11 protein-coding genes and 1 pseudogene are annotated in these 13,329 nt (G+C 45.0%); 3 read left to right on the top strand and 9 right to left on the bottom strand.

All coding sequences use genetic code 11. The annotated features are described in order from the left end of the window. Nucleotides 1-148 precede the first annotated feature (148 nt). Complete coding sequence (locus BZG20_RS14625) at nucleotides 149-688, top strand: histidine phosphatase family protein (protein WP_077579465.1); 540 nt, start codon at nucleotides 149-151, stop codon at nucleotides 686-688. 137 nt (nucleotides 689-825) lie between these two features. Here the strand turns inward: BZG20_RS14625 and BZG20_RS14620 are convergent, their stop codons facing one another. Continuing rightward, entirely contained in the window at nucleotides 826-2,256 is a 1,431-nt protein-coding gene (locus BZG20_RS14620; protein ID WP_077579464.1) for a 6-phospho-beta-glucosidase, read from the bottom strand. Nucleotides 2,257-2,478: 222 nt separating this feature from the next. Here BZG20_RS14620 and BZG20_RS14615 point away from each other — a divergent pair, with 222 nt between their 5' ends. Both BZG20_RS14615 and BZG20_RS14610 read left to right on the top strand, forming a co-directional pair. Beyond that, complete coding sequence (locus BZG20_RS14615; RefSeq protein ID WP_077579463.1) at nucleotides 2,479-3,363, top strand: aspartoacylase; 885 nt, start codon at nucleotides 2,479-2,481, stop codon at nucleotides 3,361-3,363. 92 nt (nucleotides 3,364-3,455) lie between these two features. After that, on the top strand, nucleotides 3,456-4,850 hold the full coding sequence (locus BZG20_RS14610) for a diguanylate cyclase (protein WP_077579462.1): 1,395 nt from the start codon (nucleotides 3,456-3,458) through the stop codon (nucleotides 4,848-4,850). 56 nt (nucleotides 4,851-4,906) lie between these two features. On the opposite strand, the gene BZG20_RS14605 is transcribed toward BZG20_RS14610, so the two are convergent. The 8 genes and pseudogenes from BZG20_RS14605 to BZG20_RS16015 all read right to left on the bottom strand — a co-directional run. Further along, nucleotides 4,907-6,013: a sel1 repeat family protein gene (locus tag BZG20_RS14605; RefSeq protein ID WP_077579461.1), complete on the bottom strand. Its 1,107-nt coding sequence runs from the start codon at nucleotides 6,011-6,013 to the stop codon at nucleotides 4,907-4,909. After that, nucleotides 5,997-6,281, bottom strand: a complete 285-nt coding sequence (locus BZG20_RS14600) for a type VI secretion system PAAR protein (protein WP_077459223.1) — start codon at nucleotides 6,279-6,281, stop codon at nucleotides 5,997-5,999. Before BZG20_RS14600 ends, BZG20_RS14605 begins: the two co-directional genes overlap by 17 nt. 35 nt (nucleotides 6,282-6,316) lie before the next feature. Beyond that, nucleotides 6,317-8,263: a type VI secretion system tip protein TssI/VgrG gene (tssI, locus tag BZG20_RS14595; RefSeq protein WP_077579460.1), complete on the bottom strand. Its 1,947-nt coding sequence runs from the start codon at nucleotides 8,261-8,263 to the stop codon at nucleotides 6,317-6,319. A gap of 124 nt (nucleotides 8,264-8,387) precedes the next feature. Further along, entirely contained in the window at nucleotides 8,388-8,906 is a 519-nt protein-coding gene (gene hcp-2, locus BZG20_RS14590; protein WP_077459225.1) for a type VI secretion system effector Hcp-2, read from the bottom strand. A 289-nt stretch (nucleotides 8,907-9,195) separates the two neighbouring features. Next, nucleotides 9,196-9,835: pseudogene (locus BZG20_RS14585) on the bottom strand (DUF2931 family protein). Between the two features lie 235 nt (nucleotides 9,836-10,070). Then, a complete protein-coding gene (locus BZG20_RS14580) occupies nucleotides 10,071-11,186 on the bottom strand; it encodes a hypothetical protein (protein WP_077579459.1) in 1,116 nt (371 codons plus the stop codon). 180 nt (nucleotides 11,187-11,366) lie between these two features. Next, a complete protein-coding gene (locus BZG20_RS14575) occupies nucleotides 11,367-12,122 on the bottom strand; it encodes a hypothetical protein (RefSeq protein WP_077579458.1) in 756 nt (251 codons plus the stop codon). A 1,004-nt stretch (nucleotides 12,123-13,126) separates the two neighbouring features. Then, nucleotides 13,127-13,329 (bottom strand): hypothetical protein (locus tag BZG20_RS16015; RefSeq protein WP_158010046.1); only part of this gene is annotated, 203 nt, incomplete at its 5' end.

Below are 13,329 nucleotides of genomic sequence, written 5' to 3'. Positions count from 1 at the left end.
CAGTCCGATGACGGTATGCTACAACCCTCGTAAGCGATATGTTGACCACCCGCCAAGCGGGTGTCTCGCCTCGTTATCCGGATAATAAAAATGTCACCGACTCAAGAAGCAGCGCTTCAGACGCTGTCGACGCAGAAAAGGAAGCCCTATGAAAGTCGTCTTTGTCCGTCACGGAAAAACCGATTACTCTTTGGCCGACGCTCGCCAAATGAGCCAACTGGAAAAAGACTATGCACCACTCCAACGTGCATGTATTCCCGCTATTCAATCGCTAGCCGATCACCCGAGTTTACAACACGCAGACATCATCCTCTCTTCACCCTACACACGTGCCTTACAAACAGCAGAAATCCTCAACCGGCAATTGCAAAAAGAACTGTTTGTCGAGCATGACCTCCGCGAGTGGCAAGCGGATATCAAAGGGAGCTATATTCCTCTTTCTGAGCGCGATCGACGCTGGATTGAGTACCGAGAACTGTTTGCCAATGGAAATGAAGTGACCAATGCAGGTTATGAGTCCGCGACCGCGTTATATCGCCGAGTGACATCTGTGCTCGACACCTATCAAGACTACAATACGATTGCGGTTATCGCGCATTTTAATGTGATTGAGAGCTTAGTGGGTTATCGTGAGCAAGGGATTGAATATGGAGAAGTGATTGAGGTCGACTACCAACCCAATCTCTAACTTCTCCCCCTTAGCGGGCGAGGCTTTAGCGCTAAAACGGTAAAAATCGCATACCTCGATGCAATGACTTTACCGATAGTTATAAAAGGGACGCACTAGGCGTCCCTTCTCGTCTTACTGCGATTCTACCAGAGCCTTTACTCTATCAAACCATTGTTCTTAATCACGTTTTGATACCAGTAAAAGCTCTTTTTACGATGGCGAGAAAAGTCGCCACTGCCATCATCATGACGGTCAACGTAGATGAAACCATAGCGTTTGCGGTATTCGCCCGTGGTAAAGGACACACAATCGAGACAGCCCCATGGCGTATAGCCAATCACCTCAACGCCATCTTGCCAAATGGCATCCGCGAGCGCCTCAATATGTTGTGATAAATAGCTGATTCGGTAATCATCATTGATTTCCCCTGAGGTTTCACGCTTATCTGTCGCGCCAAGCCCATTCTCCACCACAAAAATCGGTTTTTCGTAACGCTCATACAGCTCAGAAAGCGCAAAGCGTAAACCTTTGGGATCAATTTGCCAGCCCCAGTCCGAAGCGGGTAGATGCGGATTCAATCGGCTTGCACTGAATAAAGCATTTTCATCTTCTTCTGGCGGGTTGGCATCTACGATATTCGTCATGTAATAGCTGATCGCCAAAAAGTCCGCACAGCCGTTTTTAAGAATCGTTGCATCCTCTTGATGCATATTGACCTCGATCCCTTTGCTGGCCCATTGCGGCCAAATATAGTGTGGGTAGTGGCCTCGCAACTGCACATCGCTGCATAAATATTTGTCACGCATCGCTTGCTGTGACGCCAACATATCATCAGGGTGACAACTCGCCGGATACAACGGCATCATGTGGATCATGCTACCTATTTTAAAATCCGGATTAATCACATGCCCTAGAGACACCACTTTGGCGCTGGCGACGAATTGATGATGTAGCACTTGATAGAGTCTCTGTTCGGGATGATCGTGCTCGGTAAAAACCACACCTGAATTACAATAGCCAAATAGCGGATAGTCCCAGTTGAGCTGGTTGTTGATCTCGTTAAAGGTAATCCAATAGGAGACTTTGTCGCGATAGCGAGTCATTACGGTCTCGCAAAACCGCACGAAAAACTCAATCACATCTCGATGAGCCCAGCCCCCGTATTGGGTGACAAGGTGCTGGGGCATCTCAAAATGAGAAAGCGTAATGACAGGTTCAATCCCCTTCTCTAATAGGTAGTCAATAAGGTCATCATAAAAGGCAAGGCCCGCTTCATTCGGCGTGAGCTCATCACCAAGAGGAAATATTCTCGACCACGCGATAGACGTGCGAAAACACTTAAAACCCATCTCCGCAAAGAGATCAATGTCTTCACGGTAGCGATGATAAAAGTCCACAGCATCATGGTTCGGATAGGCTTCATGTTCTTCAACACGCTGGGTAATTGTGCGCGGTGTACCATGGGCACCTTTGGTCAGCACATCCACAATGCTGACGCCTTTACCGTCGCAATCCCATCCCCCCTCAACTTGATGAGCCGCTACCGCGCCACCCCATAAAAAATGCTCAGGAAATACCGTTTTCATTGTTCACCTCTTTGTATCGTCTTCCGCTAGGCTAACGATTTCCACTCAGCTGAAGTGTGAACTGACTCGAAAAAGCATAGGACCTCCACTACCAACTCGCGATCAAGTGAATAGAAAAGCATTAATAAAGAAAAATTATGCTATTAACCTATCGAGTAGTTAGTGCTAAGCTGTCTAAATAGACAAATCCATGCGATTATTCTTCACATATCAGGAGCTTTCATGAGTCGGTTTAGTAACGTTGCTATTGTTGGTGGCACCCACGGTAATGAGTTTAGCGGTGTTTACGCACTAAAACAGTGGCAATCCAACCCAGCAATCACAGCCCGCGATAGTTTTTCCACCGAACATGTCTTTGCGAACCCCCCTGCTTATAGCGCCAACAAACGCTATCTAGACTGCGACCTTAACCGCCAATTCGATCCTAAACTGCTGGCTGACTACAGCTTGGCAAACTATGAGCAAAGTCGCGCTAAAGCCCTCAACCAACAATTAGGCCCTAAAGGGGATCCGCGCGTCGATTTTATTATCGACCTGCATAACACCACCAGCAACATGGGACCCACACTGATACTCTTGACACTTGATACGTTCAATAAGCAGCTCGCCGCTTATATTAGTGAGCGTATGCCCGATGCCATCATCTTAGTCGAAGATCATATTGAACCTATTCAGCATGCATTTTTATGCTCGATCGGCAAACAAGGGGTGATCGTTGAGGTAGGCCCACAGCCCCAATCGGTACTGCGTCATGATGTAATGGAATCGATGCAAGAAATGACGACACACATTTTGGACTTCGTGCATCTGTTTAATATTGATAAGGTGCCAGCACTGCCTAAAAGCGTCACCGCGTATCGTTACAAAGAGACACTGCATTTGCCACAAAATGAGCATGGGGAACGTATTGGTATGGTGCACCAACACGTTCAAGACAAAGACTTTCAGCCGATAAAGCCCGGTGACCCACTGTTTATGTGTTTTGATGGCAAAGAATTAACATGGCAAGGCGACTACACGGCCTATCCGCACTTCATTAATGAAGCAGCGTATTACGACAACAATATTGCGATGTCGATGGCTAACGTATTTACCTTCACGGTATAACCTGTTTCTCCGCCTAATCTCCTCAGCGAGCGCGAGCTGCTGGGATTTGTACTACGCTTAGTCTAAGCCAAATAGACGTACAGAGCCCAGCAGTGAATCAGCCCATTGACCAGTACAAGCATATTGTCACATTACTGCCCTCGCTTTTTCGCCATCTCGATACGGCGGTTGTTATTGCTGATACAAATCGCCGTATACAACTATTAAACCCCGAAGCAGAAGCCCTATTTGGTTGCAGCCTAGCGGACGTAAAAGGCGCTAGCACGCGCATCCTTTACGCCGAGCAAGAAGACTTTACCGCAACGGGCAAAGATCGTTTTAACACCCACTCAGTTCACGCATACTACGATGCTTATGTGGTGAGATATAAGACCGCCGATGGCCATGTGTTTTTAGGCGAAACACATGGTGGGCCAGTGTGCGATGAGCAACAAGTTGTCACCATGTATGTGGCTTTTATTCAAGACATTAGCACCCGCGTAGAAGTAGAATCCGCGCTCAACCAGCTCCACTCAATCACGTCAGCACGCAATTTGGATTTTTGCCGGCGCGTAGAGCGTATTCTCTCTCTCGGTTGTAAACACTTTAATTTGCCTATCGGTATACTCAGCCACATTCATGGTCAGCGTTATACCGTACAATATGCGCAGCATCCTGATGACGCCCTGCAGCCTGGACAGGTGTTTGATCTAAAAGAAACATACTGTTGTCACGTCTATGAGGCCAATGAGGCGCAAGGGTTCCACCATGTTTCGCAAAGCGATATCAAAGCCCACCCCTGCTACGAACATTTCGGCCTCGAAGCATATATCGGTGCCCCCATTTTTATTGATGGCGAGCGCTATGGCACGTTAAATTTTTCAAGCCCTGAACCCACTCGCCCCTTTATTTCGCAAGACTATGAACTGGTACGACTTTTTGCCGAATGGGTCGGTCACGAGCTGGCGCGTCTACGAGACTGGGAAGCACTCGAACAAGCGCAACAATTGCTTGAAATACAAGCGAATACTGACTCATTAACGCAACTTTATAACCGCCATTACCTCAGCAACGCTCTCGTTCAAGAGCTGGCACGCTGCGAACGGTACAACAACCCCTTGACGCTGGCGATCGTAGACTTCGATAACTTCAAACGCTTAAATGACACCTTTGGTCATCGGGCAGGCGATATCGCCTTACAACGCTTCGGCAATATTGTGCGGGAAGAATCACGGACTAATGACATATACGGTCGCTGGGGCGGAGAGGAATTTCTCTGTTTGCTTCCTGAAACGGATTTGAGTGGTGCTGAGGTTGTACTAAAGCGCTTGGTCGAGCGCGTACATGGCGAAGAAATTCACGTCGACGGACAAACCATACGCTGTACCATCAGTATCGGTTATACGGGCTTCTCGGCAGGTGATACACAAGACAGTATCATTCAACGTGCCGATACCGCGCTCTATCTCGCAAAAGAAAACGGCCGCAATCGAATCGAGAAGCAATGATTCGATTACGGCCGCTAAAGTCTTCGCCGGAGCTAAATTATCAAACCTCTACCCAGCTAGCTTGTTGGATCTGCTTCTTTCTCTGTGTTCGTGGCTGTTTTTTGCCAATATCGATCGTAGTGAAAGAAGGTGTGGGTTTTTCGTAGCTCTGCCGCGTTTTTCTCCACATCTTTCAGGACCTCATTAGACACCCGAGAAGACGCCAGCTCAAACTGTGCCATCGCTTGATCCCTTAGGTCGACAAATCGCCCTTGACCAACCACATCCAGGTATGCGGAGAGATACACCAAACCATCAATATACTTTTCATCATCAGGTGCATAATTTGTTGTATATACGCGACCTAACGCCGCCAAGGACATGAGATCGCCCTGCTCTATCGCTTTTTCACGCCACTCAACGGCTTTAGGAGTTTCTCCACGGCGAATAAAGTCACGGTATAAACTCTTCGTTCCAGGGATCCCCCCAGCATTGGCAATTTGCTTTTTCACCTCAGCAGCCGCATCCAGGCGAGAGCTAGGGAAAAGATAAAAGCCGCGCTGCGCCGTTTCTATTTGTGATGCTTTGTGTAATAGCGCATCGACATCGTTTGCCGCAATGGCCTCTTCGAGATAGACCTCAGCTTTTTGTTTATCTGTGGAAGCGGTGTACTGGTATAAACTAAAGGCTGCCTCTTCAGGGGCATCTTTATACCAGGCATCCAAGGCCTCTTCGTACTTGTGACGCCATATCGTGCGATGGTTGGCTGACAACCACTCACCTTCTTCAACCAATAGCTTCATGGCTGGGATGTAGCTTTCTCGTGCAGCCTGAGTGAGATATTGCTGCGCCTCAGGAGAATACGCGAGTTTCTTGCCATCATCACTCACCAGAACTGCATACAAGTAAGCCGCAGGCACATTACCTTGATCGGCAGCCGCTCGCAGATACTTCTCTGCGCGTTGATAATGGAATTGCGCACGTGACAAACGGCCATGTTCAAACAGTGCTTCCGGTGTCATCGCTTGGATATCATAGTCATCGGCAATTTTCTCTACCGGCTCCAATGACACAAACGGCGTCGCCTCTATTTCAACCTGCTCGGCGAAAGCCTGTCCACTGATAACAAGCAAAAGGGTACAAAAACTGACTTTTAATCGTGACGGCTTAACCAATGTTGACACTCGAACCTCCTGAAATTACGCCGCCACAACTTATTGCATCACCAATTCGTGCAGCCGGCTTTCCATCAATGTTGACGCTACCAGACCCAGCATTTACTGACCGACCATGCGGTGGATGCTTAGGCTTACTATGGGGAGCCAGTGGGTCGCCTTTGCGTACCGCTGGGATCCCATCAATCTTTACCGTTGGTGAACCCGCAGTAATGGGCGTAGGCGGAAAGCCATCATGGGCGGTACCAATATGGCCAACCAGTGCAGCTTTTGGCATAGTTTTCCTCGATTCTTATGAACTTGCGAATATGATTAGGGCTTCTTCACTGCGCGTGGTGAGGCCGGTTGTTTACCCTGGTAACCCGATCCACTCCCCGCACTTCCACCTGCATTGAGATTTATCACAGGCCCTAATAAGTGCACGCCTGCAGCATCCACTTTCATGACGCTACCACCGGCCGATACGGTAATCTCTGTGCCAGCATCAAGCACGACATTTGTGCCCGCTTTTAGATGCACCTCACGTCCGGCGGTGGCCGCGAAACGGTTATTAATTTTTTCATGAATACCACCATCAACCTCAAAGGTGGCGTCCTTTTTCACTCGCTCTCTTGCTTGCTTATCGACGGTAACATGTTGGTTATTCGCCACTCTAGAAAAAGAATCATGGGCGGTTTTTTGGTGCTCATCATGCCTTATCTGAGTAATGACATCATTTTCCACATCGGATTGCCAATCACGCTGTGCATGCAAGTACACTTGCTCACTGTCCGATTGATCTTCGAATGTTAGCTCGTTATACCCTTCTCCTTGATGCGATTCACTGCGCCACACGGTTTTGGTTTTATCCGCAGGCAGCGTATAAGGGGGTATATTCGTTGCGTGATAAGTGCGTCCTGTGATAATCGGCTGATCTGGATCGTTATGTAAAAACGATACAATCACCTCATGCCCAATACGTGGAATAGCCATCATGCCATATTGGCTGCCTGCCCAGCCCTGAGAGACTCGGATCCAACAGCTACTCTGTTCGTCACCATTTGAATACCGATCCCATGGAAAATGCACTTTCACCCGACCATGCTCATCACAGAATATTTCTTCACCTTCGGGGCCGACGACAATACCGATAAGGGGGCCGTCCACCTGTGGCTTAGGGTGCGGGGTTGCCCGCCACGAGGTGGAGGCCGGAATCACGGTAAACTGATTATGATAAGTGGTAGCGCCAGAACAGCCTTCTTCTTCGACCGCTTGTGGCTGGGTGCCGTAATGCTGAACGCGCACCACTTGCCATTTTTGATTCATGGTACGGTCGAGATGATCTTGCATTTCAAATGCATGCCCCGCCTGTACAAGAAAATGATTACTTTTTCCGTCCGCGGTGACTTTATCACGCACCAGAAATTCTTGCCGTACCTGCGCTAGGTGTTTGCCTTGGGCATCATCTTTATATCTGCCTGGGAAATCATAAACCTCATAATCTTGGCGTTGATAATCGATGCCTGCTGTGTTTACTTGTTGCAAAAAACTATAACTCGGCTTTTTAAAGCTATAGTCTTTCATTGCCAACGACGAGGGAACAATGCGCGTGCGTTTTTCTATCGCACGGATATACGGCTCATCCACTACCGCCCCTGACTGCGCGTTGTGGGCAATCGGCTGCTCTAGAGCTGGGAGAGCGAAAGGTGAATCAGTAATGTATAAAAGCTGCTTTCCCTCTTTCCATAAAAAGCAGTAGATGAGCCCCTCTTCTGCGGCGATTCGATGGAAAAACGCCAGATCTGTTTCTCGATACTGAACACAAAATTCACGCTCAGCGTATTCTTTTGTCAGTCCGAAGCCGACATCCGTGATATCCATTTCCTGCAAAAGCACGGAAATGATTTGCGGAACCGTTTGATGCTGGAAAACACGGCTATTTTGACGTAGCGACAAGCGCTCAATATCGGGGACTAATTCAATATCATAGTAAGTGTGATGATGGCCAATATCCCCTTGAGAAAATTGACGCACAATGCCACTGACACGACGCTCACACTGCTCATTACGGTAGAGGGAAAGCGTTGCTTGGCAGTCCACCACTTGGTCTGGAGTAAGTGAGTGGTCACGACTCGCCAAAGCAATCGAATAACGAAACCCGTTGCAAGCTTGCTGATCGAACGCCGCAGCAGAGAGAGATTCATTGCCCTGATACTCTCTGACCACAAACGTGTCTGGCTCTAAGCCCTCGACGCTAAATTCAAAACGTAATTTCGCCATGATGTCTCCCGAATCTTGTTCCCGCAACAGTGAACACTTGTCTAGCACTCCTCAGACTAATGACTGAAGCACGCTAGACAAATGATGAAGCGCCGGCAATATGCCGACGCAACATAATGAGCCCTTAGGCTTCAATAGGCTTACGCCAATCGTCTGAACCTGACGTACCCGCGTTAACGTGATCCCAGGTGATCTTACGATAAGACATAGATACGGTGAGATTCTGAGTGAAATCAGATTTAGCCGGATCTTGGCAATGTGGCATTTCACAGTGGATGTCAACAATTGACGCACTCTCGAGTTTGGTAGTAAAGAAGTTTTCTTGCTTACCTTCAATCGACGTGCGGTACCATTTCAGCTCCACAGTAGACATTTTTTCGCCTGAAGACAGCGCGTTGTAAAGCAATGGAACAGCTTTATTCAATGCCACGGTAAACTTAAATGGCTTGTGAACACGTTGTCCTGATGGCTGACCAGACTGAGGATCAGTTGGAACAGTGACATTGTGATCAAACTGCTGTACCAGCATCTCATCTTCATGACCTTCAACGAATGCATCACCGATTGAATCAGCTGTGCAGGCACCGGCAGTGATCAAACCCTGGGTTTCACCTTCAATCGAGATATAACATGGCGTTGGCATAATCGCTCCTCTATTTTTTTGATTTGAGTTTCAACAGCGACTCTTGCTGTCTAGCCCTACTAGCAAGCTAGATTCATGCCAACTTTTAATTCGTTATATATCAGACAGTTAATTATTTTCTGACCAATTTTTTGCACGCCTCAAGCAACTTCTTGCCAAGCCAAGCAAAAAGTTGCTTGGCATATCACTGAGCGTATACAAACTGCCGGAACGCACGTCGAGTCACCCAACATTACTGCTCACTGAGCTGTTCGACGGTGTCCCTGCTATAGACTTTGCCAACTTTCTCTCATGGGATTGGGACAGTCGATACACCTGCATCAATTCCACGCTGTTTTGCTTTATCGGGCTTAGATCCCCGCCTATATACATCAGCCGTTGCACCATTTTGGTCACGATCTTTCTCTCGTGCTGGCTCCAACTCTGCCAAATAGATAAGTTGATCACAACCAACCAACCACACCTTGGCTTTTCCATTGGGTAGCATGCCAAAGAAAAATTCAGTCCGAAAGCAGTAACCTAAAGAGCCATCATATCGCTCAAAGCTAACCCCTTTCGCCATTATTTCCTTAACCTTCTGAGGAAGGTCATACTTAGTCACAAAAAACCGCATATTAATCAATGAGGTCCAATATATATATGCTATCTGGTAAGTGCTTATTCGCAGATCCCACCTGGCGTCCATTAACAGCGGTCAAAGATGATAAAGGAAAACCAAACCCATCATAATCAGGAAACACGGTACGGACATAATTTATGCGGCTTTTTCTCATCGATTGAGAGAGACCATGGATCGGCATTGTCCAGTCTTGCTCTTCATTTACACCATACGCTTGCGTGATTTTAATGGGATAAAATGAAGGCGTTACCACAGAAACCTGCCAAGGGTCACCAGGTAGAGGCTCGTTTTCTTTACAACCGGTAAGCATACTTATCGATAAGCTTAAAAATATAACTTGGATAGTTGTTTTATGACTTATCATAGTGCTGTGTCCAACAGATAGTGATGTTTTGGCCGAGAGATACCATAACTTTTTAGAACTAAAAAATGCTACCGCCCAGCGAGTGTTGTATCACTCACTGAACGGGATATTTAGGATGTCACATCAAGACGGGGAAGAAATTCTTTAATTTCGGGAAACTCCAGTATCAGCCGAACGAAAATCACCCTTGGCCCCAATTATCGATCCTAGTGAAGTAATCGATATAAATCATTGGCTTCATTTTAGAAATTTCCTTATCTATATTACAGATACTTTCATCGTAATCACCTTTCTTAGGCCAATCACTGTCAAAACCATAAAAGTCCGTATCTTTATACATCTTCTCGAATAACACAGCATGGCAGTATTTCTCTTTCTCGGTCAACTCGTCACTTCTGTCTATAGCCATTGCCCAGAAGTAATAACGGCCACCGGACTGCTTCATTCTCTTATAAAGAGTATGATTATCTGTTTCATAAGCCATCAATATACTCATTGCAGGTGTATAGTAATTATTACTCGCAACTCTATACAGATCTAGGCCGAGCTCTCTAAATTCTTCAGTGCGAAACTCTAGTCCTCTACGACTTGGTTTCTTTAATGTATGCAGATAGTCCATCAATGGTTTATAATAGTGACTCTCTGCAAATCGAATAATTTCTTTAATGTATTCTTCGCGTTTTTCTACTGATTTATCAAGGCCTTGATCTTTTAGCAAAAAGTACTGAGCGCGAAGATCGCCTTCCGCTGCGAGTTTTTTAAACCCCTCGACCGATTTTTGATAGATTTCCTCGGTGCAATATTTATTTTCGTAAGAGGTGTCTAAGCCAAGTTCTTTTGCTACTTTATTGCCAAAATACTCTGATGAAAGATAAGAAAGACATAAGTTACTTTTATTAGATAGCCAGTAAGTCGCATAAGGATTTCCTTTTCTCATCAATTCAGTCAGTATAGTAGTGGCTTCACTTCGTTTATAAATTTCATCTATTTTTGTACGTGCATAGATTATTTTGGCATTCTCTACGCCCTTATTCATCAAAGAGTCCATCTCATCCCAAGTTGTTTGACTCCAATCACCACGCTGCAGCATTAGCATCAAGTCATAAATCTCATCATCAGGCTTTACTGTACTCGATATATAGGGATCATCGGCTACTTTATCGATGTTCCTTTCAATAAAGCTCTTAAATAAAGGAATATCATCTTCAGGGTTGATCGCCTTTTTTTTGCAACCTATGAGGCAACTTATCGATAAGGTTAAAAGTATAACTTGGATAATCGTTTTATGACGCATCATAAGGCTGTGTCCAGCAGATAGTGATTTTAGACCGACAGATAACATAACGTTTTAAAGCTAAGGAATGCTACCGCCCAGCGAGTGTTGTATCACTCACTGAACGGGATATTTAGGATATCACATCAAGACGGGGAAGAAATTCTTTAATTTCGGGAAACTCCAGTATCAGCCGAACGAAAATCACCCTTGGCCCCAATTATCGATCCTAGTGAAATAATCCATATAAATCATCGGCTTCATTTCAGAAATTTCCCTATCTGTCTCGCAGATACTTTCATCGTAATCACCTTTCTTAGGCCAATCACTGTCAAAACCGTAAAAGTCCATATCTTTATATATCTTCTCGAATAACACAGCATGGCAGTATTTATCTCTAGTTGTTAACTCATTGCTTCTATCAAATGCCATAGCCCAAAAATAATTCCGGCCACCTGATTTCTTCAACCTATCAAAAAGAACAGCATTATCTCTTTCATAATACACTAACTTACTCATCGCAGGTATATAATAATTATTGCTTGCTACTCTGAAGAGATTAAGTGATAAGTTTTTTAACTTCTCTGTACTGAACACTCTACCCTTTTTTGATTGTTTTCTTAGTGAATATGTATAGTCCATTAATGGCTTATAATAATGATCCTCTGCGAATCGAACCACTTCTTTAATATATTCTTCACGCTTTTCTACAGATTTATCAAGACCTTTTTCTTTTAGCAAAAAGTACTGAGCACGAAGATCGCCTTCCGCTGCGAGTTTTTTAAATCCCTCGACTGCTTTTTGGTAAATTTCCTCAGTGCAGTATTTATTTTCATAGGAGGTATCTAAGCCAAGATCTTTCGCTACTTTATTACCAAGACTACTCGAGCCTAGGTGTGCTCGACAGCGATAGCTTCTATTAGAAAGCCAATAAGCTGCATAAGGATTTCCCTCGCTCATTAGCTTCGCTAGACGAGATACTACGACACTTTTTTCTGAGATATCATTCAATGTTAATCGCGAATATAGAATCGTTGCATGAGCATTCCCTTTCTCTATAAGTCGATTAAATNAATCCCTCGACTGCTTTTTGGTAAATTTCCTCAGTGCAGTATTTATTTTCATAGGAGGTATCTAAGCCAAGATCTTTCGCTACTTTATTACCAAGACTACTCGAGCCTAGGTGTGCTCGACAGCGATAGCTTCTATTAGAAAGCCAATAAGCTGCATAAGGATTTCCCTCGCTCATTAGCTTCGCTAGACGAGATACTACGACACTTTTTTCTGAGATATCATTCAATGTTAATCGCGAATATAGAATCGTTGCATGAGCATTCCCTTTCTCTATAAGGCGATTAAATCGATCTTCTTCTTCTTTGCTCCAAGGCGTTCCTCGTTGTAGATCAAGCAACACATCATACATTTCATTTTCAGGACGAACTGTGCTGGATATATAAGGATCATCGGCTACTTTATCAATATTCTTTTCAATGAAGTCCTTGAATAAAGGAATATCACCTTCAGGGTTTATCGCCTTTTCTTTGCAACCGGTGAGGATACTCATCGATATGCTTAAAAGTATAACTTGGATAATCGTTTTATGACGCATCATAAGGCAGTGTCCAGCAGATAGTGATTTTAGACCGACAGATAGCATAACGTTTTAAAGCTAAGGAATGCTACCGCCCAGCGGGTGTTGCATCACTCACTGGGTGGTAAATATTTAGAGTACACACTCAACACTTGGAAAAGAGCTTTACACTTAAAACGAAATATTGGCCTTAGCCAAAAAAATCGTCCTCGGGCGTAAGTACTATGAACATTCTCGTGATCTTCAAACCGATCTTTTTGAATAAAAAATTCGCGATCTCGCCCTTATAAATAATTCATAGCTATCAGTGAGCCTTTTGACTCACTGATAGCTATGAATTGGAAACTAAAAAGGCATGATCTATAAAATAATTTTATAAATTAGTCGAGTACCCTCTAAAAAACTCAACTGTTGTTTCGTCCAAATAGAGGTTTGCTTTATACCCCTTAGCTCTTTCTCTAGCCTTGAGTCTTATACTTTCAATCTCCTCTTTTTTAACACGCTCACCACTATAGTTATCGAAATATTTTAATTTATCTATTTTTTCATTGTACTCTTCATCAAAGTATCTTATTA

The sequence above is a fragment of the Salinivibrio sp. IB868 genome, assembly GCF_001995655.1.
In the GTDB taxonomy this organism is placed as follows: Bacteria; Pseudomonadota; Gammaproteobacteria; order Enterobacterales; family Vibrionaceae; genus Salinivibrio; species Salinivibrio siamensis.
This window is presented reverse-complemented; position numbering and strand designations above follow the sequence as displayed.

Bases quoted from the DNA above. Each gene is read 5' to 3' on its own strand.
- BZG20_RS14600 (WP_077459223.1), bottom strand. From the start codon at position 6,281: ATGCCAAAAGCTGCACTGGTTGGCCATATTGGTACCGCCCATGATGGC.
- BZG20_RS14620 (WP_077579464.1), bottom strand. From the start codon at position 2,256: ATGAAAACGGTATTTCCTGAGCATTTTTTATGGGGTGGCGCGGTAGCG.
- BZG20_RS14575 (WP_077579458.1), bottom strand. From the start codon at position 12,122: ATGAGCGAGGGAAATCCTTATGCAGCTTATTGGCTTTCTAATAGAAGC.
- BZG20_RS14625 (WP_077579465.1), top strand. From the start codon at position 149: ATGAAAGTCGTCTTTGTCCGTCACGGAAAAACCGATTACTCTTTGGCC.
- BZG20_RS14580 (WP_077579459.1), bottom strand. From the start codon at position 11,186: ATGATGCGTCATAAAACGATTATCCAAGTTATACTTTTAACCTTATCG.
- tssI (WP_077579460.1), bottom strand. From the start codon at position 8,263: ATGGCGAAATTACGTTTTGAATTTAGCGTCGAGGGCTTAGAGCCAGAC.
- hcp-2 (WP_077459225.1), bottom strand. From the start codon at position 8,906: ATGCCAACGCCATGTTATATCTCGATTGAAGGTGAAACCCAGGGTTTG.
- BZG20_RS14615 (WP_077579463.1), top strand. From the start codon at position 2,479: ATGAGTCGGTTTAGTAACGTTGCTATTGTTGGTGGCACCCACGGTAAT.